Genomic DNA, 26,655 nt, shown 5'->3' with positions numbered 1-26,655 from the left:
ACCGCCAGGCACTAGGCTTTGCCCCATGGGAACTCTGGTACTGCTCCGACACGGTGAGAGTGTCTGGAACGCGAAGGGCCTGTTCACCGGTTGGGTGGACGTGGACCTGTCGGCCGCCGGCGAGGCCGAGGCGCGCCGCGGCGGCGAGCTGCTCAAGGAGGCCGGCCTGACGCCGGACGTCCTGCACACCTCGCTGCTCAAGCGGGCCATCCGCACGGCGAACCTCGCGCTGGAGACCGCCGACCTGCACTGGCTCCCGGTGCGGCGCAGCTGGCGGCTCAACGAGCGCCACTACGGCGCCCTCCAGGGCAAGGACAAGGCGCAGACGCGCGAGGAGTACGGCGACGAGCAGTTCATGATCTGGCGCCGCTCGTACGACACCCCGCCGCCGCCGATCGCCGACGACGACCCGTACTCGCAGGCCGGGGACGCCCGGTACGCGGACCTGCCGCCGGAGCTGCTGCCGCGCACCGAGTGCCTCAAGGACGTGCTCGACCGGGCGCTGCCGTACTGGTACGACCAGATCGTGCCGGACCTGGCCGCCGGCGGGACCGTGCTGGTGACGGCGCACGGCAACTCGCTGCGCGCGCTGGTCAAGCACCTGGACGGGATCGACGACGCCACGATCGCCGGGCTCAACATCCCGACGGGCATCCCGCTGGTGTACGACCTGGACGACGAGTTCAAGCCGAAGGTCCCCGGCGGCACCTACCTCGACCCGGAGGCCGCGAAGGCCGCCATCGAGGCGGTCGCCAACCAGGGCAAGAAGTAGCACCCACCGTTTCCCGTGCCCGCGCCCCCGAGGGGCGCGGGCACCGTCGTGTCCGGGCCCCGCGGCGGGCTCAGTAGACCAGGGGCCTGGCGCCGTCTGCGGTGATCTCCTCCACGAAGGCGGCGGCCCCGGCGATGCGGGCCCCCTCCAGGAGGTCGTCCTCGGTGAGGCCGCGCCGGGCCGCGCACTGGGTGCACACGGTCACGCTCCCGGCCGCCAGGACGCCCGCCAGCAGGTCGGCGAGCGGGGCGGCGTGCGGGAGGGAGAACTCCTCGGCCCGGCCCGGGACGGCGAACCAGGAGGCCTCGCCGGTGAGCCAGAGGGAGACGGGCACGCCGGAGGCCACGGCGGTGGCGGCGACGGTGAAGCCCTGGTTGCAGCGTTCGGGGTCGTCGGCGCCGGCCGTGACCTTGATCACTAGGGAAGGGGGCATGGCCGTCAGCCTATCGGGCGCTCACAGCCCCAGCAGGACCAGGAGCACCCCGGACAGGGCCGTCACCGCGAAGGCGACCGTGACCAGCAGCGCCTCGCGGCGGCGCGGGGAGGCGTGCCGGGGCCCCTCGACCACGCCGTGTTCGACGGTGAGGGCGCCGTCGCTCGGCGCCGTCAGGACGATGCGGCCGTCCCGGGCCCGCAGCTCGCCGGTGACGCGCACGCGCGCGCCGGGCCGGACGACCCACTCGCGGTACTCGAACTCGATGGTCTCGCCGCGGAACACCCCGGAGATGCGCCCGCGCACCCGGGGCAGCAGGTCGTCGGCGGGCGAGGCGACCCCGGGCTGGGGGCGGCCCACGACGCGCTTCAGGCACAGCTCGGCGTCCCGCGGGCGGGGGGCGTCGCGGGGGTCGACGAAGATCCGCTCGCCGTCCAGCGGCCGCCCCTCGGCGACCAGGCCGAACAGGTCCTCGGAGCCGTAGTCGGCGATGGAGTCGCAGGTGCGCTCCTGCACCGCGCCCTCCTGCTGGAGGGGCAGGTAGTGGCGCAGGACCTCGTGGCCGTGCCAGACGCACTCCACGCCGGCCAGCCCGGAGGCGACCGCCCCGGCGGGCCCGGGGGCGGCGATCCCGGTGAGCGTGACGCGCTGCCCGTTCCGGGCGGCCAGGGCCGCCGGCTCCAGCCTGGCCAGCCCCAGCTGGCGACGCCAGCGGCGCAGGGCCAGGGCCGCGAGCGGAAGCAGGACCAGAGCGGCCACGAGCAGCACAGAACCGATCACCAGTAACACAGGCCGCCCCTTTGACGCGCTTCGGAGGTAGGGACGCGGGCGGGTCGTCACGCGCCCCGTGGACACGCCGCGTCGTCCACCATCTTTACCAGTTCTCCGAGAAAGCGGGGCCAATTGGGCATGTCCAGTCGGCTACCCCGGAATGGCGGTGGCGGCCCCACTGCCGGGGGCCGCTACGCTCTGGTGTCATGCACGCTGATGTACACCCCGATCTGGCGAAACTGTCCTTCCTGCTCGGCCGCTGGGAGGGCGTCGGCGTCGCCGGATACGCCGACGAGGAGGAGTTCCAGTTCGGCCAGGAGATCGTGTTCGAGCACCGGCCGGACCTGCCCTACCTGGAGTACCGCAGCTCGGCCTGGCGGATGAACGCGGACGGGACCCTGGGCGACCTGGTCACCGAGGAGTCCGGCTACTGGCGGGCGCTGTCGGAGGAGGACACGGCGAACCGCGAGGAGGGCGCCCCGGTGATCCACCTGGAGGTGCTCATCACGCACAACGAGGGCTTCCTCGAGTCGTACGCGGGCAACGTCTTCGCGAACCGGGTGGAGATGGCCACGGACGCGGTGCTGCACACCTCCACCGGCCTGGACGTGACGGCCTCGCACCGGCTCTACGGCCTGTTCGGCGACAACCGGGAGACCCTGGGCTACGCCTGGGACCTGGCGGCGCGCGGCCACTCGCTGCGCTCGTACATGTCGGCCCAGCTCAAGCAGGTCGCCAAGGGCGCCGAGGAGGGCTAGCGGAACACGGGGCCGGGGCCCGGAAGAAGAGAAACGGACCCCGGGCCACTTCCCGCCGGTGTGGGCGGGGCCGGTCGGACCATCTCCGGCGGCCCGGGATCCGGGTGTCCGTTGGGATTCGCTGCGAACGAACGTCGCGCGAACGCGAGCTCGTCCTAGCGGACGGCCACCTCGCCAGTCCTAAAAGACTTCATCTTCTGGACCACCTCCTTTCCTGCGTGACACCGAAGGTACGTCCTGTGGGACCCTCGGGGCAAATGTTTTTTCTGTCGGAGAAATCGCAGGTCAGAGACCTGTTTTCGGTCGCCCCGGCGGATGGATAGTCTCGGGGTATGACTTCGCCGCTGCTGAGCACACCGGGCGCCGTGGGCGCCGACTCCCCCGACTCCGGGGTCGCCGCGCACTACGGCGACCCGGCCCACGAGGGCCGCGCCATCGAGCGGTCGAGCGCGTGGGTGGACCGGAGCAACCGGGGTGTGGTGACGGTGACCGGCCCCGACCGGCTCACCTGGCTGAACGACCTCACCAGCCAGCTCACCCGGGGGCTGGCCCCCGGGACCGGCACCGAGGCGCTGGTCCTGGACACGCAGGGGCACCTGCGCCACCACCTGTCGCTGGTGGACGACGGCACCACGACGTGGATCCACACCGAGCCCGGCGAGGGCGCGGCCCTGGCGAAGTTCCTGGACTCGATGCGGTTCATGCTGCGGGTCGAGGTGGCGGACCTGGGCGGGGAGCGCGCCGTGCTGACCCTGGTGGGCCCGGAGGCGGCGCGGGCGCTGGAGTCCGTCGACCTGGACGGCGTCCCGGTGCGCGTCTCGCCGGACGGGACCGACCTGTTCCTGCCCGCCGAGCGGCTGACGGCGGTCGCCGAGGCGCTGACGGCCGCCGGGACCCGGCCCGCCGGGATGTGGGCCTACGAGGCGTACCGGATCGAGCACCACCGGGTGCGCCCGGGACTGGACACCGACGAGCGCACCATCCCGCACGAGGTGGACTGGGTGGGCGACGCGCGGCCGGTGGCCCTGGACAAGGGCTGCTACCCGGGCCAGGAGACGGTGGCCCGCGTGCACAACCTGGGCAGGCCGCCGCGGCGGCTGGTCATGCTGCACCTGGACGGCACCGCCGAGCGGCTGCCGGCGGTGGGCTCGCCCATCGAGCTGGACGGCCGCACCGTCGGTCGGGTGGGCACCTCGGCCCGCCACCACGAACTGGGGCCCATCGCCCTGGGGGTCGTCAAGCGGTCCGCGCCGACCGACGCCGACCTGCTGGTGGAGGGGATCGCCGCGGGCCAGGAGGTCGTGGTGGACCCGGACACCGGCGCCAACGCCAAGATCGACCTGCGCCGCCGCCCCCGCTAGGCGCCGGCCCCCCTCTTCCCCCGAGTACCTTCTTCCCCCCGAGAGGTAGGGACGTTGTCCCTGAGACCGTGGATGCTGGTGGTGCGGCTGCTGCTGGAGCTGACCGCCCTGGTGGCGCTGGGCTGCGCGATGTGGGCCCTGCTGCCGGACCTGCGCTGGGTCGCGCCGTTCGCCGTTCCGCTGCTGGCGGCCGTCGCCTGGGGGGTGTTCGCCGTTCCCGGCGACCCGTCCAGGTCGGGCCGCGCACCGGTCGCGGTGCCGCGGCCGGTGCGGCTGCTGGTGGAGTGGGCGGTGCTGTTCGGCGCCGCCGCCGCGCTGGCGGCCGCCGGGGCCGCGACCGCGGCGCTGGCGCTCACCGGGGTGCTGGTGGTGTACCACCTGTGCGCCTACGACCGGGTCCTGTGGCTGCTGGCCCTGCGGGAGCCCGCCTCCCGCAACGGTCTCAGCCAGGGGTGATGGGGGCGACCCCGCCGAGCATCACCTCGGAGAACTCCGTACCGACGGGCGCCGTGAGGACGACGTAGCTGGTGACGGTGGTACCGGGGTTGATCTCGTCCCACAGGTAGTCCCAGGCCACCGTGAACTCCGCCTCGGCGTCGTTGACGAACTCCTTGCCGTCCGTGGTCAGGGCGGTGGTCCCCGCGGTGTCGAAGACCGCCGGACCGCTTCCCTCGTTCGTGACGTGGAGCCGGTAGACGTGGTACTCCATCCCGGACGGCGCGGTGGCGTGGGTGCCCATGCCGTCCGTGATGCTCGTGTCCGTGTAGCAGGTGTCCACCACGACGTGGAACGGGCCGAAGGCCGTGGACGCCCCGGTGTAGGCCGACGGCGGGACGCTCTCCGTGTCCGGGCCCGCGCTGTCCTGTCCTTCCTCGGCCCCCTGCGGCCCGGAGCCCTCCGTTCCGGGCTCCGGCGGACCGGGGTCGGCGGACTCCGGGTCCGGCGGCCCGTCGGGCTTCTCCTCGGCGGCGGGCGGGCCGGGATCCCGCGGAGCGGGTTCCTCCCCCACGGTCACCCGCACGGTCGGGAGCGTTGAGGCGGTGAGGGCGGCCACGGTCGCGGTGCAGCCCGCTCCGGCGATGAGCACCGCGACGGGGATCGCGGCGACGCGGAGTACGCCGCCCGATCCCCGTCGCCGGTCATTGGCATCCATACCAATGTGACACGCAACACATTTTGTTCATTCCGGCCGCTTCCGGCCATCAAGGTCTCAGACGGTCAGCACGATCTTGCCGCGGGTCCGCCCCTCCTTGCTCAGCCGCCACGCCCGGGCGGCCTCCGCCAGGGGCAGCTCGTGCTCGACGTGCACGGTCAGGACACCGGCGTCGGCCATGCCGGCCAACTCGACCAGATCCTCGGAGGAGGGCCGCACCCACAGGTAGTGGCCGCCGAACCGCTCCACCTCCGCGTCGGCGACGGAGACCACCCGCCCGGCGCCTTCGGTCAGGGGCAGGCTCTGCTCGGCCGCGCCCCCGCCGACGAAGTCCATCACCGCGTCCACCCCGGCGGGGGCCAGCGCGCGGACCCGCCGCACCAGTCCCTCCCCGTAGGTCACCGGCTCCGCCCCCAGCGAGCGCAGGAAGTCGTGGTTGCGCTCGCTCGCGGTGCCCAGGACGCGGGCGCCCAGCGCCCGGGCGATCTGCACCCCGAGGGAGCCCACGCCACCCGCGGCCGCGTGGACCAGCACCGTGTCGCCCTCGCGGACCTCCGCCCGGCGCAGCGCCTGGAGGGCGGTGAGGCCCGCCAGGGGCACCCCGGCCGCCTGCGTCCAGGACATCGACGCCGGCTTGGGGGCGAGCAGGCGCACGCTCGCCGAGACCCGTTCGGCGTAGGCGCCGTTCTGCGCCCAGTCCTTGCGGATGTAGCCGAAGACCTCGTCGCCCACCCGGTACTCGGGCACGTCGAAACCAACCGCCTCGACCACCCCGGCCACGTCCCACCCCGGGACCATGGGGAACCCGGCCTCCATGACCGGGTCCAGCCCGCCCGCGGCGAGCTTCCAGTCGACGGGGTTGACCCCCGCCGCCCGCACGCCGATCAGGACCTCGGCCGGAGCCACCTTGGGCTCGGGCAGTTCCACCTCCCGCAGGGAGTCCTCCGTGCCGTACTGCTGCAACGCCATCGCCTTCATGGAGGCGACCCTAGCCGCCCGCGGCCGCGAACCCGCCCGGGCGCGCCGCCCGGAGACGGGGACGGCCCGGCGGGAGACCCGCCGGGCCGTCGGTGCCGCGTGGCGTCCGTCAGGACAGCGCGGCGGCGAGGCGCTCCTCGTGCAGGCGCTCGCCCCAGGCCGGGGGCAGCGGCGCCAGCTGGCCCACACGCCAGCGCAGCAGCAGGTCGGCCAGCTGCGGGTTGCGCGGCAGCGCGGGACCGTGCAGGTAGGTGCCCAGCACCTGGCCCTGGTAGGCGCCCTCGGTGCGGTCGTCGTTGCCGATACCGCGGACCGTGGTGGACAGCGGCCGGGCCGACGGCCCGATCGCGGTGCGGCCCTGGTGGTTCTCGAAGCCGGTGATGCGGCCCACCCCCAGGGACGGGTCCACGTCCGCGACGATCTCGCCGACGGCGCGCGTCTGGCCGCGGCCGCTGCGGATGTCGAGGATGCCGATGCCCGGCAGCGGGTTGGCCTCGTCGTCGCCGTAGCTCTCGCCGATGATCTGGTACCCGGCGCAGACCGCGAAGACGCAGGCGCCGCGGGCGGCGGCGCGGGCCAGGCCGCCGTCGGCGCGCAGGCGCTCGGCCGCCAGGATCTGCGGGCGGTCCTCACCGCCGCCGAGCAGGTAGATGTCGCCCTGCTCGGGCACATGGTCGCTGGAGTGGACGTGCACGATCTCGGTGGGGATGCCGCGCAGCTCGGCCCGCCGCTGCAGGATGAGGACGTTGCCGCGGTCGCCGTAGGTGCTCAGCAGGTCGGGGTAGATCCACACGATCCGCAGTGCGCTGGTGTTCGTCATGGGTGTCTCCTACTGGACGCGGCCGTAGGCCGTGCGGATCTGCTGGAACGCTGTGTAGTTGGCGATGAGGTCGACCTTGGTCAGACCGGGCTGCTCGGCCCTCAGCTTGGCCAGCACCTCGTCCACCCGGTCGGCGACCTCGAACCGCACGCCGTCGGTCTCCAGGCGCAGGGCCAGGTCGGTGCGGCGCTCGCCCATGACGAACACGCGGCGGTCGCGCAGGACGGTGTAGTCGACGTCCCACAGCCAGGAGGTGTCCTTGCCGTCGGGGACCTGCGCGTTGACGGAGAGGATCACCGGGGTGGTGGGCGGGTCCAGGACGGCGAAGGACTCCAGCCAGCCCGCCGGGTTCTTGGCCAGCAGCAGGCGGACCTCCACGCCCATGGTGACCACGGAGGTGTAGCGGCCCGCGACCGAGGTGATCTCGCGCAGGCGCTCCACGGTGCGCTCGGGGTGCAGGCCGTACCCGGCCGCGGTGGCGGCGGCGATGGCGGCGTTGGAGCGGTTGGCGTCGCCGGGGAGGTTGAGGCGCAGCTTGATGCGCTGGCCCTCCGGGGTGATGAGCACGTCGGAGTCGTTGTCCGCGCCCCAGGTGGCCTGCGGTCGGGCGAGCCCGCACTCGGGGCAGGCCCAGTGCGGGTCCTGGTCGCGCCGGAGGTGGCCGCCGCACTCGGGGCAGCACCAGGAGTCCTCCTTCCAGCGCTGCCCGGCGGAGACCCAGGTGGCGTGCGGGGCGCCCATGCCGGCCCAGGCGACGAGCGGGTCGTCGGCGTTGGCGATGACGTGGGTGTTGCTCTTGCCCAGGGCGGTGCGCCAGCGCTTGGCGAGGAGGTTGATCTCCGAGGCGCGGTCCATCTGGTCGCGGCTGAGGTTCATCAGGACCACGAACGCGGGCTGGGTGGCGACCAGGACCTGCGGCAGGTACTTCTCGTCCACCTCCAGGACGCCGTTGACGGCGGACCGGTTGTTGGACAGCGCGGTGATGTGCCCGGTCGGCATGTTGGCGCCGTGCTCGTTGGTGGCGACCTCGCCGAGCTCGCGCAGCGCGTGGGAGATGAGCCGGGTGGTGGTGGTCTTGCCGTTGGTGGCGCTGACCAGGGCGAGCCTGCGCCCCTTGGCGAGCTTGGCGAGCAGGTCGGGTTCGACCTTGAGCGCGATCTTGCCGCCGATCACGGAGCCGTCGCCGCGCCCCGTGGCACGGGACAGGCCGGCCGCACTCCTCCCCAGTACCGATGCCAGTTGGGCGCGCAAGGGAAGCTCGCTCATGTACTCTCCACGATCGCTTGATCACCTGCGCCGATGCGTTGCGGCGGCGGGCGATGTGTCGGGCCAAGCCTATTGTCCACCGGCTATCGGACCCGCCAGTCCAGCCGCTCCGGCGGTGGCCCGAGATTGGGCGGCACACGGCCCGGTGCGCCGTCGTTCCCCACGGGTGCCGGTGCGGTCCCGGCGGGTGTGTCGGGGACGGCGGCGGCGGGGAGAATGCGGGGCCGGACCGGTTCCGGCCGGTCGTGCTCCCCCGCTCCCGTACCGGGCGCGCCGTCACTTTCGTGGCCACTGGTCCGGGAGTCGTCCATTGTGGCCAGTGTTGCCGTGGACAGGGTGAGAATACCCGGATTGGTGTCGGTGAGGACAGGACCGCCGGGGCCCAGGACCACGGCGGCGGTGGCCGGCAGGGCGAGCAGCGCCTCGGCGTCGGGGGTGAGCGCGCGGGTGTGGCGGGCGGCGTCGCCCTCCGCGTCCAGTGGGGCGGCGGCCCACTCCTGGGAGGAGGTGGCCTCCCCCCACACCGTGGCCGATCTCACATGGCGGACCAGGTCCAGCGGGGCGACGGCGGCGGCCGCGCTGCGGATGACCGCGCCGGACTCGGTGTGCGGGGAGGCGAAGTAGCGGTCGTCGGCGACCACCTCGGCATCCGGGTCCTCCTCGGGGGTGATGGCGGTGTCCCCGACCTCCTCGGCGACCGCCTCGGTGAGCCGGTGCAGGGTCAGGCCGCCGCCACCGGCCGCGGCGACCGCGGTGGCCGCGGCGGCGGCCCCCGCCGCGGTCTCCTGGCGCATCACCACGGGCAGCCGGCCCGGGGAGGAGAACCGGTCCAGGGCAGCGGGCACGGCGTCGCGGAACATGAGGACGACCTCCACGCCGCCGGTCCCGGCCGCGGACAGCACCTGGTCGAGCTCGCCCTCCGGCAGGGTCTCGGCCCCGCACACCACCACGGTGCGCCCGCGCGGGCCGCGCGGCCGCCGGAGGGCGTCCGGCCCGCCGGGCACCTCCAGCAGTTCGCTGAGCGCCGCCACCGCGTAGGTGCCGTACACCCGGGCGGCGACCCCGCCCGAGGCCCGGTCGGTGGAGATGATCTTGACCTGGGCGTACCCGCCCTCCTCGGCCCGGGTGCCGACCGCCTCGAACGGGGAGAGGCGGCGCTCCAGCTCCCAGGCGCGCTCCCAGGGGTCGTCCGCGCAGCGTTCGCGGACCCGGGCGCGCTGGCCGGGGGTGAGCAGGGCGAGCGCCGCGTCGTCCTCGGCGGCGTCGTCCTCGGGGGTGATGAGGGCGCGCAGGCCGCCGATCAGCTCGGCGATCCCGGCGCGGGGGCCGAGCACCTCCATGAGCCGCAGCAGCAGGGTCTCGTCGGCGTCGGGGTCGTCGGCGCCCCCGGAGGCGGCGGCGACGGCGGAGAGGATGCGGGCGCGCTGCCCGGCGTCCAGGTCGGTGCCCAGGGTCATGCCGGGCAGGTCGGCGGGGAGCACCCAGCGGCGCGGGGCCACGGCGCAGCGCCGGGCCAGCCGGACCAGGTCGCGGGTGACGGAGCGGCCGGTGAGGTCGACCACGGTCAGGTCGCCGCCCTCGCGCAGCCTGGAGACGCCGATGGTGGTGAGCAGCGCCGACCAGCCGGCGTCGGCCCCGCCGGCCACGAGGACGGCGTCGGTGTCGGGCGGGGCGGTGACCCCGTGCCAGAGCGGCTGGGCCTCGAACGCCCGGCAGGCCGCCTGCCAGGCGGCGTGCGCGCGGGCGTGCCCGTCCAGGCGGTCGTGCAGCTCGCGCTCGCGGGCCGCGCGTTCGGCCTCCTGCCGCTCCCGGACCAGCTCCAGCCGCCGGGCGGCGACCTGCCGGTTCTGCACCAGGGCGATGCCGAGCGGGACGGTGATGGCGGCGCAGGCCAGCACCCCGGCGACGGCGAGGGTGGCGGGCAGCACCCGCATCGGCCACAGCACCAGGCACAGCAGGGCGAACGCGCCGAGCCCGGCCAGGGCGAGGTACAGGGGGCGGTCGGTGCGGTCCTCGGCCTCGCGCCGGGCCTCCTCCGCCTCCGCGGCGGGGTCGGCGGCCTCCCCGGGCGCCGGCCGGCGCGGCGGCGGCCCGGGCGGGGGCAGCAGCACCGCGTACCGCCAGCCGAGATAGGTGCGCGCGGCCGCGCCGTCCGGCCGAGGGGTGGGGGGCACCGTCCGAACACCTCCTGGGCGGCCGCCCGCGGGGCGGCCGGGGTCGGGATCCACTCGGGACTCGCGCGGGCGGGGCCTCGCGCTTCTGGACGATGGTGTCACCGCCGGGCGGCCTTGTCACCGCCCGACCCGCGGCCTGTGGACGGCGACGGCGCACGTCCGGCCCCCGGCCCCCGGGCGGCCGGGGCCGGGGGCTAGAACGCGGGGCAGCTGAGGCCGGGCTCGGGGGCCTGACCGGTCAGCAGGTAGGCGTCGATCGGGTCGTCCACGCAGGGCAGGCCGTAGCCGTACACCGTGTGGCCCGAGCCCTCGTAGGTGACCAGGGTCGCGGTCTCCAGCTGGCCGGCCAGCTCCCGGGCCCAGCCGTACGGGGTGGCCGGGTCGCCGACGGTGCCGACCACCACGAGCGGCGGCGCGTCGGCGGCGGCGAACCCGGTCGGGGCGGTCTCGGTGTCGGTCCAGTAGGCGCAGGGCAGCTGGCCCCACACCAGGTCCGGGCCGAAGAACGGGGTCTCGGCGGCGATCGCCTCGGCCGCCTCCCGGTACGCCTCCGGGTCGGTCGGGTCCACCCGGTCGGCGCAGTTGACGGCGGTGAGCGCGGCCTCGGTGTCCGCGTACGGGTCGCCCGCCGGCTCCTCCCCGGCCGTGGCCGCCTCCTCCTCTTCCTCCCCGACGCCGTAGGTGGTGTCGTAGAGGGCGTCCAGCAGTTCGCCGGACTCGGCGGAGCCCTCGGCCAGCGCGGTCAGGGTGCGGGCCAGCTCCGGCCAGGAGGTCTCGTCGTACAGCGCCAGGCCCACCATCCCCAGCAGGGTGGGGCCGTCCACGGGCATGTCGCGGGCGGTGGCCGGCTCGGCGTCGAGCCGGTCCAGGATCCGCGTCATCTCCGTGTCGGCGGCCTCGGGGCCGCTAAACGGGCAGGTCCCGGCGGCGGAGCAGTCGGCGACGAACAGCTCCCAGGTCTCCTGGAACGCGGCCGCCTGGTCCTCGGCGACCTCCAGGTTGGGCCGCTCGGTCTCCACGGCTCCGTCCAGGACGAGGGCGCGGGTGGTCGCGGGGAACATCTCCGCGTACAGGGCGCCGATGTAGGTGCCGTAGGAGTAGCCCACGTAGCTCAGGGCGTCGTCGCCCAGCGCCTCGCGGATCAGGTCGAGGTCGCGGACCACGTTGACGGTCCCGATCTCGGCCAGGAACCCGGCCCCCATGGTCTCGGTGCAGGCGTCGGCGTAGGACCGGGCCGACGACGTCAGGCGTTCCAGTTCGGCGTCGGTGACGGCGGTGGGATCCTGCACCCGCAGCTGGGCCTCGGCGAACCTGTCCCAGTTCCCGCAGGCGAACCCCCCGCTGTCGCCCACCCCGCGCGGGTCGAAGGCGACCAGGTCGAAGGCCGAGCGGATGCCGTCGGAGAACTGCGGGTAGGCCAGCATCTCCACCCCGGACTCGCCGGGCCCGCCCGGGTTGAGCACGAGCGATCCGATCCGCTCGTCGGGGCCGCCGGAGGCGGGCACCCGGGCCAGCGCGATGTCGATCGTCTCACCGTCGGGGTCGTCGTGGTCGAGCGGCACCGACAGGGTGCCGCACTCCAGGGCGGCGGTCCACTCGGGGTCGCCGTCCTCGGGGACCTCCTCCCGCCCGCCCCCGTCGTGGCAGGGCTCCCACTCGATCGCGGACGCGCCGCCCGGGTCCTGCGGCGCCTGCTGCGGGAGGAACGCCGAACACCCCGTGACCAGGAGGACCACCGCTCCCGCGAGCCCCCACACCCCCGTGTAACGCACCTGTCGGCTCCCCTTCTCCGCACGGCCCCGTCGCCGCGTCCCTGTTCTGCTACAGGGGGTGGGACGAAACGCCCGCCTCGGCGGTTTCGCGGTCGTCCACTGACGGAACGTGCCGTATGCCACAAGGAGAACACGACGGGGCGCCGGGGAGAACGAACCGTTCTCCCCGGCGCCCCGTGTCGTCGTGCGCCCGTCCGGCGGTCAGGCCTGGACCTGGAGGTCCACGACCTTTCCGACCTCGGCCGTCACCGGGTACTCGCCGGTGAAGCCCTTGGAGGCCAGGACGCGGACCTTCCAGTCGCCGTCGGCGGCGAAGAACCGGAAGGTCCCCTCGTCACCGGTGGCGACCTCCCCGACGAAGTCGTCGGAGGCGTTGAGCAGGCGCGCGTACGCCCCGCGCAGCGGCTGCCCGTCCCGGGTCACCGTGCCCTGGATGACCGCCTGGTTCCCGGCGTCGACGTCGGCGAGGGCGACCCCGCCGACCGGCGCTCCGCAGCTGTCGCTCACTTGGCCTCCGCCTCTCCCAGCTCGATCGGCACGCCCACCAGGGAGCCGTACTCGGTCCACGAGCCGTCGTAGTTCTTGACGTTCTCCAGGCCGACGATCTCGTGCAGGGCGAACCACGTGTGCGAGGAGCGCTCGCCGATCCGGCAGTAGGCGATGATGTCCTTCTCCAGGTCGACACCGGCCTCCGTGTAGAGCTCGCGGAGCTCCTCGGCGGTCTTGAAGGTGCCGTCCTCGTTGGCCGTCTTGGCCCACGGGATGTTGCGCGCGGTCGGGATGTGGCCCGGGCGCTGCGACGTCTCCTGCGGCAGGTGCGCGGGGGCGAGCAGCTTGCCGACGAACTCGTCGGGCGAGCGCACGTCCACGAGGTCCTTGGTGCCGATGGCCTCGACGACCTCGTCGCGGAACGCGCGGATGGTCAGGTCCTGGTCCTGGGCCCGGTACTCGGTGGCGGCCCGCTCGGGGACCTCCTCGACGAGCTCGCGGGAGTCCAGCTCCCACTTCTTGCGGCCGCCGTCGAGCAGGCGGACGCTCTGGTGGCCGTAGAGCTTGAAGTACCAGTACGCGTAGGCCGCGAACCAGTTGTTGTTGCCGCCGTAGAGGACGACGAGGTCGTCGTTGCCGATGCCCTTGGCGGACAGCAGCTTCTCGAACCCGGTCTTGTCCACGAAGTCGCGGCGGACCGGGTCCTGGAGGTCCGTCCTCCAGTCGATCTTGACGGCTCCGGGGATGTGTCCCTTGTCGTAGGCGGACGTGTCCTCGTCGACCTCCACGAGAACGACGTTGTCGTCGTCCAGGTGAGCCTCCACCCAGTCGGCGTCCACAAGGACGTCGGAGCGGCTCATGGGGAACCTCCTGATCGATTCTTCTGCTGCGTGCGGTGTCGCGTGTGTGTGCCCGCCGGAGCGCGGGGTCCGGGGACGGGGGTTCAGGCCGGCTTCCCCGCGGCCGCGAGGCGGCGGCCGAGGAGGTACGCCTCGCATCCGGCGCAGAGGCCGAAGGCGGCGTTGAGGAAGGCGGCGGTCAGGGCGAGGGCGGTCGCGGCCGCGCCGAGCCACTCGGGGCCCACCAGGTATCCGGTGAGTCCGAGGGCGGCGAAGGCGAGCCCCACCCCTTGCGCGAACCGGGGCGGCCGGGCGTCCTCCGTCTCGGAGGGCGGCCCGATCCGGGGCCGTACGACGGCGGAGAACAACAGGGCGTAGGGCGAGTAGCGGACACCCGCCAGGACGCCGACCGCGAACACCGCGGCCTGGAGTCCGAGGATCCAGGGCTGGGCGAAGGCGAGGGCGGCGGCCAGGACGAGGGTGGTCAGAGCAGCGGCGAAGCGCTGTCCGCGAGGATCGACCTGCATGACTGGTGGTCCCTGCGTGCACGGGAAGGGGGGTCGGTCGCGCGAGGGGGCGAGGGGCTTCCGGCCCGAACGCCCTAGGGACAAGGACAGAGCGCGGCGGCGACGCGGCAGAAGTCCACCGCCCGTCGCTTCGTGAGATACGCGCTCGTCAAGGAAGTCACGTCCTTGACGCTACAGGCCCCTTAACGTGTTTGTCACGGGTGGCCTGGATCACAGAACGGTGCATTCGGGCCGGTCGGGACGGGTGTGCCCCGCGTCCGGGGGGCCGATCCGCCGGCGGGGCCCGACGTATTCCCTGGTCAACCGGTCGGGAATAGGACGGGGCTCGGTCGGCGGGGTCAGGAGACCGCGGCGCCGATGGCGGCGATCACATCGGCCTTGCGGGGCTGCCCGCTCGCGCGGCGCACCACCGTGCCCCGCGCGTCCAGGACCAGGACCGTGGGGGTGCGCATGATGTTCAGGCGGCGCACCAGGTCCAGGTGGGCCTCGGCGTCGATCTCGACGTGCGCGACGCCCCCGACCATCCCGGAGACCTCCTCCAGGACGCGGCGGGTGGCGCGGCAGGGCTGGCAGAAGGCGCTGGAGAACTGGACGAGCGTGGCCCGCTCCCCCAGCCCGGCGCCGATGTCCCGGGCATCCAGGACTGTGGCGTCCTCGGTCTCGGCCGCCATGGCCCCCTCCTCTCCTTCTCCTCCTGCGCCGGCTCCCCCGACGCCCGTCGCCGCGGCGGGGGTGGTCGGCCCCCGTCCGCGGAAGCGCCCCTGACCCCGCCGCCACAGCAGCCCCAGCGCGGTGGCCGCGGCCAGGGTGGCGGCGAGGACGGACGCGCCTACGGGGTCCATCAGGCGGCCTCGGCCCCCATCAGCGGGACGTTCTCGGCGGTGCCGTCGACCCGCAGGCCGCCGGAGACGGCCTCGGCGTCGGTGACGGTCATGCCGTAGGGCATCTGCGGCACCGGGAACGACACGGTCATCATGCTGGAGACCAGGCCGCTGACGTCGGTGGGCGCGTTCTCCACCTGGATGTCGGTGGGGGTGGCCGAGACGACCCCGTCCTGGACGGAGATCTCCAGGGCGGCCGACACCGGAACGCTGATGCCCAGGTCGGCCACGGCCAGCTCGCCGCTGGCGTAGGGCTTGCCGCCCTCGGTGGAGACCGTGATGCCCTCGGGCAGGAAGGGGTTGAGGATCGAGTAGGGCAGGACCGCGGAGCCGTCGATCCGGCCGGCCGTCACCTGCGGGTCCGACATGAGGTCCGACAGCGGGGCGTCGACGTCCAGGGCGTGGACCTCGATCTGCTCCACCGGGTACTCGCCGAACGTGGCGGAGGGCGCGGAGATGACGATCTCCTCGTAGGTGCCGCCGAAGGCCTGCGGCAGGAAGGCCCAGCCCCCGATCTCGACCGTGGGCTCCTGCTCCATCTCGAACTGCTGCCGCACCTGGCCGGCGATCATGTTCTGCGCCAGGGAGCGTCCCCCGATGTCGGCGCCAACGACGAGGGCCGCCAGGAGGATGAGGAGGACGACAAGAAACTTACGCATCTGGAATCCCAGCACACTTTCTTTCGCTCCGGCGCGGCTCTCGGCCCGTGGACTCGGCCGGTCATCGTCACACGCCACCGGTGTCCGGGGGACACCGTTCATGGGGAACCTGTAGGGAAGGGTACTTCACCGTCCATAGGACGCCCCGGAGCGTACAACGGTTCTCGCCCGGGGCGGGTTCCTCCGAGATCCCCGAGGTCAGCGGGGCATCAGCAGGGCGGCCAGGCCGTCGCTGGCGGCCGCGCCGGAGAGAGCGAGTTCGATCACGTTCGTGGCGACCACGTGGGCGCCCGCGCGGCGGCCGAACTCGACCACGTGCGGCTGCTGCTCGTGCTCCTCCTTGGCCAGGTCGTCGCGGTAGATCGCGTAGACGATGCGCTGGAGCGGCGCGCTGGGCACCGTGTGGCAGGCGAACAGCAGGGTGTCGGGCTCGCGCGAGGCGACCTCCTCGACGACGGCGTCGGCGATCCGGTCGAAGCCGGCGCCCTGCCCCTCGGCGAGGGTGTAGATGGTGATGACGCCGCGCAGCTTGGCGGGCGGCGCCTGGCGCACCGGCGGGCCGTCGTAGTAGTCGTCGTACGGGTCGGCGTTGCGGCGCTTGCGGCGCACGGGCTCCTCCAGGAGTTCGTCTTCGGGGTCCCCGGCGGCGTCGTCACCGTAGTCGTCGTAGTAGTCGTCGTCCTCGTCGTAGGCGTCGCGCCGCGGGCGCGCCGCCAGCGCGGCGGCCCCCCAGAGCGCGGCGACCGCGCCGAGCATGAGCAGCGGACCCCCGAAGCCCAGGCCCAGCCGGCCCACCAGGATCGACAGGAGCGCCGACAGCGCGACCAGGCCGAGGATCCGCAGGTGGTGGACGCGGTCGGCGGGGCGGCGGGCGACCGCGACGAGGGCCGCGACGAGGAAGGCCGCGACGACGACCTGGGTGATGTTGGTGAGCGAGCGCGGGATGAGGTCGTAGTGGTCGCCCAGGGGCGGGAAGGTGTCGCCGAACCGGCCGCTGATGCGGTCCATGCTCAGGACCACGAGGGGGACGATGGTGAAGGCGCTCAGGACCAGGCGCGAGGCGAACCGCCCCTGCGCGGAGCGGACGCCGTACTCCAGGGCGCCCCAGGCCATGTAGAGCGGGCCCAGCAGGCTGATGCCGATGTGGAGCAGGCGGAAGGTCGCGTTGTTGAAGTCGAACAGCGCGCCGACCACGGCGGCGCTCAGCCCCACGGTCAGCCCGAGGGACGCGATGAGCCACGCGATGACGGTCACTCCGGGGCGCCGCTGGGCGTAGGCGGCGAGCGCGGCGGTGGCACTCCAACCCACCAGCGCGCTCATGAATGCGAGTCCTACGATCACCATCCCGACAATGATGATGCACGTGAGCGGGTGGGTGTGCACTCCCTACTGGTACGTGAGGACCTTTTCGGGGAAGATCCCGCAGAATGACGGGCAAACCCGCTTTCCCTACTGTGACCTTCATCACGCGAATTACCGCCGTGTCCCAGAGGCTCCGTCCTGCTCACCGGGGGTCGTAGGCTCGCATCCACAGGGGGATCAGGCCGTCGAGGACGGTGCCGCCGACTCCCCACCCGAGCCAGGAGAGAACCGTGTCACACGACGTCGTGTCCCCGACTCCGGCGGGGGCCGCCTTCTTCGATGTGGACAACACCCTGATGCGGGGGGCGTCGATCTACCACTTCGCCCGCGGCCTGGCCGCGCGCGACCTGTTCACCACCCGCGACCTCCTGCGTTTCGCGTGGGGCCAGACCGTCTTCCGGGTCACCGGGAGCGAGCAGCCGGACCACATCAACGCCGCCCGGGAGGCGGCGCTGGCGTTCGTCGCCGGACACGACGTCGACGACCTCGTGGGCCTGTGCGAGGAGATCTACGACGAGACCATGGCCGACCGCATCTGGGAGGGCACCCGGGCCCTGGTGCAGCGGCACCTGAGCGCCGGCCAGCCGGTGTGGCTGGTCACGGCGACCCCCGTGGAGCTGGCCCAGATCATCCGCCGCAGACTCGGGCTGACCGGGGCGCTGGGCACGGAGGCGGAGAGCGTGGACGGGGTGTACACCGGGCGGCTCAACGGCGACCTGCTGCACGGCCCGGCCAAGGCGGTGGCGGTGCGGGAGCTGGCCGTCAAGCACGGCTGGGACCTGGCGGACTGCTCGGCCTACAGCGACTCCTCCAACGACCTCCCGCTGCTGTCGCTCGTGGGCGACCCGAACGCCGTCAACCCGGACGGGGACCTGCGCCGGTACGCGCGCACCCACGGGTGGCCGGTGCACGACTTCCGCACGCACCGCCGGGCGCTGAAGGTGGCCGTCCCCGCGGCGGCCGTGGGCGCGGCGGTGGGCGCCGTGGCCATCCGCGCCGCCCGCCAGCGCAGAGCCCTCCCGGGGGCCTGAGGGGCCTCCTGGGGAGCCGGGCGGGGCCGCGCGGCCGGGAGGGGCCGGGACCGGGGAACGCGGGGGCCGTGGGGCCCCTGGGACGCGCGGGGACGGCGGGTCGCGGGCCGGGGGCCCGTGGAAGATCCGGGGAAGGTTCGAAGACCTCCGGGCGGCGGACCGGGGAAACCTCGGTGACCGCCACCGGACCGGAACCCCCGCGCACGGCGAGGCGCCGACCGGTGCGCAGACCCGCCGGGGCGGACACGCGACGGCGCGGTACGGCGGGGCGGGAAAACGGGGCGGGGAGTCCGGGTCAGCGGCCCAGGGTGGTCTTGGCCAGGGCGAGCACGTGGACCGGCCGCAGGCGGGCGCTCCGCGGGCGGCCACCGTCGCGGCGGCGGGGGGACCGGCGGGGGCCGCGGGCGTCGGCGTAGGACTCGAAGGCCTCCGCCGAGCTGTGCGCCGGGATCCACTCCAGGACCCGCTCCAGCTCACCGGTGTTCAGGGAGGCGGCCAGGCCCGCGGTGACGGCGCGCGCGGCGCTGGCGGTGGCGTAGTCGATGCGGCCGCGGCGGGCCACGCCGCGCAGCACGCGCAGCCCGGAGGCCGGGACCGGGAACCGGTGCCCGCCGATGCGGCGCAGGCACTGGGAGAGCGGGACGCTGTCCTTGCCCGCCACGTCGAAGAACCCGGTGCCGTCGCTGAGCGCCATGCGCACCAGGGCCTCGACGCCGTCGTCCTCGTGCAGGAAGCGCACCCGCGGGTCGCTGCCCATCACCGTGGGCACGACCCGGGAGTCGAGGTAGCGGGTGAGCGGGGTGTCCACGCCCGGCCCGATGAGGTTGGCGAACCGCAGGACCGCCACCTCCAGGTCGGGGCGGCGGCGCTGCAGGCCGCGGGTGTGCCGCTCGACCTCGGCCGCGTCGTCGGCGTCCAGGGTGGCGCTGGAGCGGACCACCAGGCGGCGGACCGTCGTGGAGCGCTGCGCGGCGGTCAGCACGCGCATCGTCCCCAGGACGTTCTCCTCGCGGTGGGCGCTGTGCGCGTTGTCCAGCCCCAGATGCAGGACGAGATCGGCACCGGAGTCGGTGACGATCTGTCCCAGGCTTTCGTCGTGCAGGTCGACATGGGTGTAGTCGAAGCCCGTCGTGGCGGCGGGCGGCGCCGAATCGGCGCCGATCACCCGGCGTACACCGGGCTCCGCACCCAGGGCCTGCGCGACCCTGGCGGCCAGGGGGCTGGACACCCCGGTGACGAGTACGACACGAGCCATGGCGACACGTTCCTTGGAAGGAGACGATGAGTGACGGTGCGCGGACCGTTCACCGCGGAGGTGAAGCGGTGACCGCGACCCGTGAGACACAACGATGTCCCGACCGGAAAATTCCGTCACGTTGGTCGAGGCATCGCCGAAATAGGGAATTTCTCCGCGTCCGGGACATGCCGGGGCACGCCCACGCCCGCGGAGAGACGACGATCGCCGCGACGGTACTACTTCTTGTTGCGACGCGCGATACGCGTGCGCTTGAGCAGCTTGCGGTGCTTCTTCTTCGCCATGCGCTTGCGACGCTTCTTGATGACGGAACCCATCAGGGATCACCCTCTCGCTGACGATGGATACAGAGCATGCCGCACCGCCGTGGCGGATCCGGCAAGGGGTCCGGGTGCGCGGGGCCCCGGGATCGCGCGCAGTGCGCGGACCGCGGGGTCGGGGGCCCGTCCTGGGACGGCCGCCGACGGACGTGCGCCCACCGCACCCGAAGGCCCAGCTTACCGCTCCGGGTGTGCGCTCCGGGTCAGGCCCCGGGGACGGAGGGGCCCTCGACGTACAGGGACGCCGCGGGCTCCGCGTAGCTGACACTGGCCAGCCGCTCGTCGACGAAGGTCAGCGAGGTGACACTGGCGAGGTTGCATTCGCGCAGGTCGGGGCGGTGCCACAGGCGCCTTCCTTCGGCCGCGCGGCGCGACATCCAGATGGGCAGCTGGTGGCTGACGCACACCGCCTCCCGGCCCCAGGCGGCGCGGCGGGCGACCTTGATGGCCGAGACCATGCGCGCGAGGATCTCCTTGTACGGCTCCCCCCAGGACGGCAGGAACGGGTTGTACATCCGGCTGACCACCCGCGGGTCGCGCACCGAGCTGCGGGACAGCGACATGCCCTGGAGCTTGTTGGACGCCTCGATGAGGCGGTCGTCCAGGGTGACCGGCAGGTCGAGCATCTTCTGGAGCGGGACCGCGGTCTCCTGGGTCCGGTCCAGCGGCGAGGAGTACAGGGCCGCGATGTCGTGGCCCTCGAACCACTCGGCGGCCATCTCGGCCATCTGCTGCCCGCGTTCGCTGAGGTGGAAGTCCGGGAGCCTGCCGTAGAGCACCTTGTCCGGGTTGTACACCTCGCCGTGCCTGAGCAGGTGCACGACGGTGGTCGTCGTCATGGTCGAATGTCTTTCCTTCGGGGATCTGGTGGGGCCCGGCGGGCCTGTGTGCGGGGCTGCGCCGGGGGTCTCGGTGCGGACCCGGCGGGTCAGCCCTGTGCCTGTGCCGCGGCCCGAGCCGCGGCGGGCAGCGCCTCCAGGACCTTCCCGACCGCCGCCTCGTCGTGGGCGGCCGAGAAGAACCACGCCTCGAAGGCCGCGGGCGGCAGGTAGACGCCCTGGTCGAGCATGGAGTGGAAGAAGGCCGCGAAGGCCGCGGTGTCGGTGGTGCGCGCGGTGTCGAAGTCCACGACGTCGGCGTCGGTGAAGAACACCGTGAACAGGCTGCCGCCGCCCTGGACCCGGTGCGCCACTCCGGCCTCGTTCAGGGCCTTGGAGACCTCGGACGCGACCTGGGCGGACACCCGGTCGATGTGCGCGTAGACCTCCGGGGTGGCCCCGCGCAGGGTGGCCAGTCCGGCGGCGGTGGCCAGCGGGTTCCCGGAAAGGGTACCCGCCTGGTAGACGGGGCCGCCGGGGGCGAGGCGGTCCATGATCTCGGCGCGGCCGCCGAACGCGGCGGCGGGCAGGCCGCCGCCCATGACCTTGCCGAAGGTCATGAGGTCGGGGGCGACGCCCTCCAGGCCGTACCAGCCGGAGGCGCTGACCCGGAAGCCGGTGAGGACCTCGTCGAGGACGAGCAGCGCGCCGTAGGAGTGGGCGATGCCCTTGAGCTGCTCGTTGAACCCGGCCCGCGGCGGGACGACGCCCATGTTGGCGGGGCAGGCCTCGGCGATGACGCAGGCGATGTCCTCGCCGTGCTCGGCGAAGGCCCGCTCGACGGCCTCGATGTCGTTGTAGGGCAGCACCAGGGTGTCGGCGGCGCTGGCCCCGGTGACGCCCGGGGAGTCGGGCAGCGCGAACGTGGCCAGGCCCGACCCGGCGGCGGCCAGCAGGGAGTCCACGTGGCCGTGGTAGTTGCCCGCGAACTTGATGATCTTGCTGCGCCCGGTGAACCCGCGGGCCAGGCGGATCGCGGACATGGTGGCCTCGGTCCCGGAGTTGACCAGGCGGACCTTCTCCACGGGGGTGCGCTCGACGATCAGTTCGGCGAGCTCGACCTCGCCGGGGGTGGGGGCGCCGTAGGAGGTGCCGGAGTCCACCGCGCCGTGCAGCGCGGCCACGACGTCGGGGTGCGCGTGGCCGAGGACGAGCGGCCCCCACGAGCAGACGAGGTCGACGTAGCGCCGGCCCTCGGCGTCGATGAGGTAGGGCCCCTCGCCCTTGACGAAGAACGGCGGGGTGCCGCCGACGGCGCCGAAGGCGCGCACCGGGGAGTTGACCCCGCCGGGGACGACGGCGGTGGCCCGCTCGAAGAGCTCTGCTGAAGTCTGTTGAGTACCCACCTCACCAGTGTGTCAGCTGTGTACTGCGGCGGAACCGTGACCCGCCCCGCACCGGCGCGGCCGCCTTCGGCCATCCGCCCCGCCTCACCCGCCGCGGAGTACCGCCCGAATGAGGAGGTGCACAGAGGTACAGGGATCATGGCCCTCGGGAAGTCTCCCGGCCCGGGCGCAGGCGTGGTCGAGGCCGTCGGCGAAATCCGCGAAGTCGGTCGCGCCCTTGCTCCAGCGGGGCATGAGGGCCTTGAGTCTCTTCTCCGCTTTGTCCCCGGAGAGGAGCGGGGAACGGTGATCGTCGATGTGGAGGATGAGCCAGGTCTCGAAGGTGGGGGTGGAGGGGACGGGTTCGACGCCGTTCTTACGGGCGCGGGCCACCAGATCACGCACATCCGCGCCGTCGGTGTCGAAGACGGCCCAGACCCGGGTGTACTCGTCACCCGACGCTCGAGCAGCGGTCGCGACCACCGCCTCGCGCTGGGGATGCTTGGCCTTGCGCGTACGGACGGTGTGCACCCGCACGTCCGGGTGCCGGTGCAGGGAGTCGAAGTAGCCCTTCTCGGTCTCCCCCTCGCAGACGACGAGGTGGACCTGCTTCTCCTCCCGGAACCGGGATCGGCGGTCGAGCCGGCTCTCGCGCTTGGCGCGCCTGCTCATCGAAGGCTCTCCTCCGTCGCCTCCGGAAGGGGCCCGGGCTTCGCCGTCCGGCGGCGGAGGGCCTCCCGGAAGAGTTCGTCGTTCACATCGGGGACCGCGCCGTAACGTCCCACGAGGTAACGGCGGGCACGGTTCTCGTCGCTCCGGGGCTTGAAATCGCTGAGCGAGAAGAGCGAGGTCCGGGACCGCTCGTCCTTCTCCACGAACCAGACATGGTCCCGCTGGAGGACCTCCTCACCGCGGATGTCCCCCAGCAGGGCGGCGTCGTGACTGGTGAAAACCATCTGGGCTCCCTCGGGGTTGCGCTGTTCGTCCCGGAAGAGCGCGATGAGCGCGGCGGAGAGGTACGGGTGGAGGCTCGCGTCGATCTCGTCGACGGCGAGCACACCACCGCTCTCCAGAACACGCTGGGCCTCGAAACCGAGCGTGGCCAGGGTCCTTGTGCCCGAGGACTCCTGGTCCCAGTTCAAGGGGCACGTACCGTCGCTCCCGGAATGGTGGAACAGGAGGGTTTCGCCACTCGAAGCGAACCTCGGTCCTCCCGGCTTCGTCCATGACCTGCGGAGTGTTTCGAGGAGCAATCTTCGAGTCTGGGAATCCATCGAAATCCGACCGTGCAGGAATTCATCCATGTCGGGTTCAACAGAAGGCGCGGAAGGACGATCACCACCGGAACCGCCCTCCCCCTCGGCGGATCCGCGTGCTTTCTCCACGGTGACCGTCCTGAAGGCCGCGCGGTTCGTCGGCCGCTCTGCGAGCTCGATCGCCTGGACTCCGGTACCGGCGGATCCGAGTAGACGTGCCAGGGATTCCAGAGAATCCTCGGACACGCTCCCGGCGCCGAGCCAGGAAGGAAGATCGCCGCGGCGCTCCGAAGCGAATACAAGCGAACGGGAGAACCAGTGGTAGACCGGTTCCACCTCCGCGTTCGAAGCACGGGCGGCGACCGTCAGGAAAAGCGTGTTCTCGGCGGTGATGGACTCCACCTGACGGAGCTTCGCCGACGCCTGCTCTCCGAAGGAGAAGGCATCGCCTTCTCGCTCGAAGACCACCCGTTTTCTCCTCTTCGGGTAGGAGTAGAGCCATTCCTCGACCACACGTTCGTCATCGATGGCGAAGCCGTAGGTGTACCTGACCCTGTCGAGGACGAGGTCCACCACGAATGCGGACGGCTCCTTCCGGGCCTCCGCCTCGAACGCGAAGGGATACCTCGGCATCCCTCCGCCCGGCTCGTTGTCGCGCATCGACCACCTGACCGTGTTCCGCATCAGCGCGAGGGCGTCCAGAAGGTTGGACTTGCCCGAGGCGTTGGCTCCGAAGATCCCGGCGACCGTGACCGCCTCCCAGTCGGCCGTCCGTGGGCGCGCGTCCTCGTAGACCGGGGTGAGAAGGAGTTGCTGCTCCTCACGGATGGACTTGTGGTTCTCCACGCGGAAACTCAACAGCATCGCGGTCTTCTCCCCCATCAACAGAAGGCTTCACTGCCTTGTATGCGGAAAAACCGCACACAGGAAGAATGCCACGACCCCATGGCCGCAAACATGGGGACGCCGGGCGCCCCGGCCGGGAGGGGCCGGGGCGCCGGGGGTGCGGGGCGGGGCGGGTCAGACGCCGGCGTAGGAGCGGGGGCCGGTGGAGGAGGTGTCGTCGTCCGTACCGCCGGGGCGGGGCGCGTCGGCGGCGGCGGAGCGGACCAGGGGGCGCAGGAGCGCGATCCCGGCGGCCCTGTCGACCAGGGCGGTCAGGGGGCGGGCCATGGCCAGGGAGACCGCGGTGGCGACGGTCGCGCCGAGCAGCAGGCCGACGGCGACGTCGTGCGGGTAGTGGGCGCCGACCAGGACGCGGGAGAACGCCTCCAGGACGGCGACGGCCGCGGCGACCGGGGCCATGTGCTTCCAGGCGATGACGACCGCCGCGGCGGCGGCGCCCGCGATCGCGGCGTGGTTGCTCGGGAAGGACCAGTCGCCGACGGGGTCGCAGGTGGCGATGGTGGTCAGGTCCGTCATGGCCTGGCAGGGCCGCAGCTGCTCGACGAACGACTTGACGGTGCGGCTGACGCCGTAGGCGATGACGGTGGCGACCGGCGCGAACAGCGCCAGGCCCACCAGCCGCGAGTCGACGGAGCGGGCGCGCCACCAGGCGGCCAGGAACAGGACGGCGAAGACCGCGAGCAACAGGTCGGTGCCGATGTGGGCGGCCTCCTGCACACGGGGGTCGAGTCCGGCGGCGAACCCGATCACGGCCCGGGACCAGGCGGCACTGATGTCGAAGATCTCGGAGACCATCTCTCTCCAGGGGTGTCGTCGGGGAGGGTCGCGCGAGTGCGGGGGAGGATTCGCGACGTGGGGTCGGTGGGTCGACCGAAAGGTGACGGTATCTCCACGATTCGGTGACTTCCGAGGTTCCATCCTGACACCGGAACGGGGGCCTCAAGGCCCGTGAGGGCCGGGATCGACGAAAGAGACGGGTGTTCCCCACGAAAGGATGAACCGGACATGGACGGACCGGCACGAAGGGGTGGGCGGGCGGAGGCGGCCATCGCCGAAAGGGGCCGTCGGCACCACCGGAGCGCCGGGGCGCCCACCTCGGCGCCCATCCGGGGTGCCGGGCGGGGGCGGGGGACTACTCCTGGGTAGCTTGAGTGGCGTCCACCCGCTTCACCCCGGATCGGAGCCGACATGACCGAGCACAGCGCCGCGGACTTCACCACGGCGGACCTCATCGACGACCACGGCGACACCCTGCGCAGCTGCTCCACGCAGTTCCGGCAGTACGGCGGCAGGAGCGTGTTCTCCGGCCCGATCCGCACCGTCAAGTGCCACGAGGACAACGGCCTGGTCAAGCAGGTGCTCAACACCCCCGGCGGGGGCGCCGTACTGGTGGTGGACGGCGGCGGGTCGCTGCGTTCGGCCCTGATGGGCGACATGATCGCCGAGGCCGCGGTGGCCAACGGCTGGGCCGGGGTGGTCGTCCACGGAGCGGTGCGGGACACGGTCGCGCTCGCGGGGCTGGAGCTGGGCGTCAAGGCGCTGGGCTCCAACCCGCGCAAGTCCGCCAAGGACGCCGCCGGGCGGCTGGACGTGCCGGTGACCTTCGGGGACGTCACGTTCGTCCCCGGGGAGTGGCTGTACAGCGACGAGGACGGCATCGTCGTGAACGCGGAGAGGATCTGACCCGGGCGGCGGGGAGGACGCGCGGCCGCGGCACGGCCCGGCCCGCACGCGCGACGGAGCGAACGGCGGTGCCCGTCGGTGGGGCCCCGCCGTTCGCTCCGCGCCCGTGCCAGGGCGTTCCCGTCAGTCGCGCCTGCGGCGCTTCAGCAGGGGGGACACCGCTCCCAGCACCATCGCCGGGAGCAGCAGCAGCGGGACCATCGCGACCAGGAGGCCGTTGTCGACCAGGAGCGCGGCGGCGGTCTGGACGACCCCCACGGCGGCCATCCCCGCCGCCGTCGGCCACCGCGTGTCCGCCCACCAGCGGGAGAGAACGGAGTTCCGGTCCCCGGCGGACTCCACCATGGGCACGACCAGCGCGAGCCCGACGAGGAGCACTCCCACCGAGGCGCCCGCGAGCTTCGTGGTCGGGATGTCCCGGCCGGCGCCGTTGAACACCATGATCGCGTGGACCGCCAGCATGAAGAGGGAGAGCAGGACCAGGACGGCGTTCATGGCCCGGGTGGTGCTGCGCGCGGTCCGGCGGACCGGCGGGTCCAGCGCCTCCTGGATCCTGGCGCTCAGGGCCGGGGCGGCGCTCAGGATCACCGCGATGAGGGCCGTGGTGAAGGGGATGGCGCCCGCGAGGAGCCACCGGGGCACCATGTTCGGGCTGCCGTCCAGGTTGTACCTGCCGCCGTGCACCATCTCCGCGAGGTCCGGCCAGACCGTCCAGGAGACGGCGGCCATCCCCGCGATCGCGAGGCCCGCGGCGGCCATGCCGACGACGGGCGGGCGGGGGGTCTCGGCGGCGGTGCCGCCGATCGTGCTCTCCATGGGTTCCTCCCTGTTCCTTCTTCGTCCTCTGGGAAGGACCCTAGGAAAACGCCGCGCACGGGCACATCCACCCGCCGTCATGCCGGTGTCACCGAATTTCCGCGGGTCCTCATATGACAGGAGTCATGTATGCGGCTCCGGAAATCCATGACAGCCGGAAATCCCCTTTT

General features: G+C 73.0%; 29 protein-coding genes. 6 read left to right on the top strand and 23 right to left on the bottom strand.

The features are described from left to right. Positions 1-25: 25 nt before the first annotated feature. On the top strand, positions 26-772 hold the full coding sequence (locus KGD84_RS02980; RefSeq protein ID WP_220564590.1) for a phosphoglyceromutase: 747 nt from the start codon (positions 26-28) through the stop codon (positions 770-772). Positions 773-842: 70 nt separating this feature from the next. Here KGD84_RS02980 and KGD84_RS02975 read toward each other — a convergent pair whose 3' ends face one another. After that, positions 843-1,205 (bottom strand): DsrE family protein, encoded by a 363-nt coding sequence (locus tag KGD84_RS02975; RefSeq protein WP_220564589.1) that lies wholly within the window; start codon positions 1,203-1,205, stop codon positions 843-845. 21 nt (positions 1,206-1,226) lie between these two features. Then, complete coding sequence (locus tag KGD84_RS02970; protein WP_220564588.1) at positions 1,227-1,994, bottom strand: E3 ubiquitin ligase family protein; 768 nt, start codon at positions 1,992-1,994, stop codon at positions 1,227-1,229. Between the two features lie 188 nt (positions 1,995-2,182). Here KGD84_RS02970 and KGD84_RS02965 point away from each other — a divergent pair, with 188 nt between their 5' ends. The 3 genes from KGD84_RS02965 (at position 2,183) to KGD84_RS02955 (ending at position 4,551) form a co-directional block, all read left to right on the top strand. Then, a complete protein-coding gene (locus tag KGD84_RS02965) occupies positions 2,183-2,734 on the top strand; it encodes a heme-binding beta-barrel domain-containing protein (protein WP_220564587.1) in 552 nt (183 codons plus the stop codon). Positions 2,735-3,066: 332 nt separating this feature from the next. Beyond that, on the top strand, positions 3,067-4,095 hold the full coding sequence (gene ygfZ / locus KGD84_RS02960) for a CAF17-like 4Fe-4S cluster assembly/insertion protein YgfZ (protein ID WP_220564586.1): 1,029 nt from the start codon (positions 3,067-3,069) through the stop codon (positions 4,093-4,095). 54 nt (positions 4,096-4,149) lie between these two features. Further along, positions 4,150-4,551 (top strand): DUF2568 domain-containing protein, encoded by a 402-nt coding sequence (locus KGD84_RS02955; protein ID WP_220564585.1) that lies wholly within the window; start codon positions 4,150-4,152, stop codon positions 4,549-4,551. Here KGD84_RS02955 and KGD84_RS02950 read toward each other — a convergent pair. The 13 genes from KGD84_RS02950 to KGD84_RS02895 all read right to left on the bottom strand — a co-directional run bounded on the left by KGD84_RS02950 (position 4,538) and on the right by KGD84_RS02895 (position 16,973). Beyond that, the gene (locus KGD84_RS02950) at positions 4,538-5,248 is read right to left on the bottom strand and encodes a DUF4352 domain-containing protein (RefSeq protein ID WP_255647003.1); all 711 of its coding nucleotides are present in this window, start codon (positions 5,246-5,248) and stop codon (positions 4,538-4,540) included. The two genes, KGD84_RS02955 and KGD84_RS02950, sit on opposite strands and share 14 nt — an antisense overlap. Positions 5,249-5,305: 57 nt before the next feature. Next, positions 5,306-6,226: an NADP-dependent oxidoreductase gene (locus KGD84_RS02945; RefSeq protein WP_220564584.1), complete on the bottom strand. Its 921-nt coding sequence runs from the start codon at positions 6,224-6,226 to the stop codon at positions 5,306-5,308. Between the two features lie 109 nt (positions 6,227-6,335). Beyond that, positions 6,336-7,046: a type 1 glutamine amidotransferase gene (locus tag KGD84_RS02940; RefSeq protein WP_220564583.1), complete on the bottom strand. Its 711-nt coding sequence runs from the start codon at positions 7,044-7,046 to the stop codon at positions 6,336-6,338. Positions 7,047-7,055: 9 nt separating this feature from the next. After that, positions 7,056-8,312 (bottom strand): MurT ligase domain-containing protein, encoded by a 1,257-nt coding sequence (locus KGD84_RS02935; RefSeq protein ID WP_220564582.1) that lies wholly within the window; start codon positions 8,310-8,312, stop codon positions 7,056-7,058. 83 nt (positions 8,313-8,395) lie between these two features. Further along, a complete protein-coding gene (locus KGD84_RS02930) occupies positions 8,396-10,486 on the bottom strand; it encodes a hypothetical protein (RefSeq protein WP_370634651.1) in 2,091 nt (696 codons plus the stop codon). A gap of 194 nt (positions 10,487-10,680) precedes the next feature. Beyond that, complete coding sequence (locus KGD84_RS02925) at positions 10,681-12,258, bottom strand: alpha/beta hydrolase (RefSeq protein WP_220564581.1); 1,578 nt, start codon at positions 12,256-12,258, stop codon at positions 10,681-10,683. Positions 12,259-12,459: 201 nt separating this feature from the next. Next, a complete protein-coding gene (locus KGD84_RS02920; RefSeq protein ID WP_220564580.1) occupies positions 12,460-12,765 on the bottom strand; it encodes a DUF1416 domain-containing protein in 306 nt (101 codons plus the stop codon). Then, a complete protein-coding gene (locus KGD84_RS02915; protein ID WP_220564579.1) occupies positions 12,762-13,607 on the bottom strand; it encodes a sulfurtransferase in 846 nt (281 codons plus the stop codon). Before KGD84_RS02915 ends, KGD84_RS02920 begins: the two co-directional genes overlap by 4 nt. 83 nt (positions 13,608-13,690) lie before the next feature. After that, positions 13,691-14,113: a DUF4395 domain-containing protein gene (locus KGD84_RS02910; RefSeq protein WP_220564578.1), complete on the bottom strand. Its 423-nt coding sequence runs from the start codon at positions 14,111-14,113 to the stop codon at positions 13,691-13,693. A gap of 74 nt (positions 14,114-14,187) precedes the next feature. Next, entirely contained in the window at positions 14,188-14,274 is an 87-nt protein-coding gene (locus KGD84_RS33770) for a putative leader peptide (protein WP_355267795.1), read from the bottom strand. 177 nt (positions 14,275-14,451) lie between these two features. Further along, a complete protein-coding gene (locus KGD84_RS02905; protein WP_220565482.1) occupies positions 14,452-14,784 on the bottom strand; it encodes a thioredoxin family protein in 333 nt (110 codons plus the stop codon). A 170-nt stretch (positions 14,785-14,954) separates the two neighbouring features. Beyond that, a complete protein-coding gene (locus KGD84_RS02900) occupies positions 14,955-15,653 on the bottom strand; it encodes an LmeA family phospholipid-binding protein (RefSeq protein WP_220564577.1) in 699 nt (232 codons plus the stop codon). A 198-nt stretch (positions 15,654-15,851) separates the two neighbouring features. Then, the gene (locus KGD84_RS02895; protein ID WP_255647002.1) at positions 15,852-16,973 is read right to left on the bottom strand and encodes a putative quinol monooxygenase; all 1,122 of its coding nucleotides are present in this window, start codon (positions 16,971-16,973) and stop codon (positions 15,852-15,854) included. Positions 16,974-17,245: 272 nt separating this feature from the next. On the opposite strand from KGD84_RS02895, the gene KGD84_RS02890 reads away from it, so the two are divergent. After that, complete coding sequence (locus tag KGD84_RS02890; protein ID WP_220564575.1) at positions 17,246-18,046, top strand: HAD family hydrolase; 801 nt, start codon at positions 17,246-17,248, stop codon at positions 18,044-18,046. 295 nt (positions 18,047-18,341) lie between these two features. On the opposite strand, the gene KGD84_RS02885 is transcribed toward KGD84_RS02890, so the two are convergent. The 7 genes from KGD84_RS02885 to KGD84_RS02855 all read right to left on the bottom strand — a co-directional run bounded on the left by KGD84_RS02885 (position 18,342) and on the right by KGD84_RS02855 (position 24,781). Further along, positions 18,342-19,301 (bottom strand): NAD-dependent epimerase/dehydratase family protein, encoded by a 960-nt coding sequence (locus tag KGD84_RS02885; RefSeq protein ID WP_220564574.1) that lies wholly within the window; start codon positions 19,299-19,301, stop codon positions 18,342-18,344. A 218-nt stretch (positions 19,302-19,519) separates the two neighbouring features. Beyond that, positions 19,520-19,618, bottom strand: a complete 99-nt coding sequence (locus KGD84_RS02880) for a 30S ribosomal protein bS22 (RefSeq protein WP_017621272.1) — start codon at positions 19,616-19,618, stop codon at positions 19,520-19,522. Between the two features lie 206 nt (positions 19,619-19,824). Continuing rightward, positions 19,825-20,460, bottom strand: a complete 636-nt coding sequence (locus KGD84_RS02875) for a histidine phosphatase family protein (RefSeq protein WP_220564573.1) — start codon at positions 20,458-20,460, stop codon at positions 19,825-19,827. An 89-nt stretch (positions 20,461-20,549) separates the two neighbouring features. Continuing rightward, positions 20,550-21,845, bottom strand: a complete 1,296-nt coding sequence (hemL, locus tag KGD84_RS02870) for a glutamate-1-semialdehyde 2,1-aminomutase (protein WP_220564572.1) — start codon at positions 21,843-21,845, stop codon at positions 20,550-20,552. Positions 21,846-21,929: 84 nt separating this feature from the next. After that, positions 21,930-22,496, bottom strand: coding sequence for an RloB family protein (locus tag KGD84_RS02865; protein WP_220564571.1), 567 nt, complete (start codon positions 22,494-22,496; stop codon positions 21,930-21,932). Then, positions 22,493-23,944, bottom strand: a complete 1,452-nt coding sequence (locus KGD84_RS02860) for an AAA family ATPase (protein ID WP_220565481.1) — start codon at positions 23,942-23,944, stop codon at positions 22,493-22,495. Before KGD84_RS02860 ends, KGD84_RS02865 begins: the two co-directional genes overlap by 4 nt. A gap of 156 nt (positions 23,945-24,100) precedes the next feature. Beyond that, the gene (locus KGD84_RS02855; RefSeq protein ID WP_220564570.1) at positions 24,101-24,781 is read right to left on the bottom strand and encodes a phosphatase PAP2 family protein; all 681 of its coding nucleotides are present in this window, start codon (positions 24,779-24,781) and stop codon (positions 24,101-24,103) included. 393 nt (positions 24,782-25,174) lie between these two features. Between KGD84_RS02855 and rraA the strand changes: the two genes are divergently transcribed. Next, positions 25,175-25,669: a ribonuclease E activity regulator RraA gene (rraA, locus tag KGD84_RS02850; protein WP_220564569.1), complete on the top strand. Its 495-nt coding sequence runs from the start codon at positions 25,175-25,177 to the stop codon at positions 25,667-25,669. Positions 25,670-25,792: 123 nt separating this feature from the next. On the opposite strand, the gene KGD84_RS02845 is transcribed toward rraA, so the two are convergent. After that, positions 25,793-26,485 (bottom strand): hypothetical protein, encoded by a 693-nt coding sequence (locus KGD84_RS02845; RefSeq protein ID WP_255646999.1) that lies wholly within the window; start codon positions 26,483-26,485, stop codon positions 25,793-25,795. Positions 26,486-26,655: the final 170 nt, after the last annotated feature.

This window comes from Nocardiopsis changdeensis, from assembly GCF_018316655.1.
Classification (GTDB): Bacteria; Actinomycetota; Actinomycetes; order Streptosporangiales; family Streptosporangiaceae; genus Nocardiopsis; species Nocardiopsis changdeensis.
The sequence above is the reverse complement of the archived record's forward strand: the minus strand, read 5'-3'. Positions and strand labels throughout refer to the sequence as shown.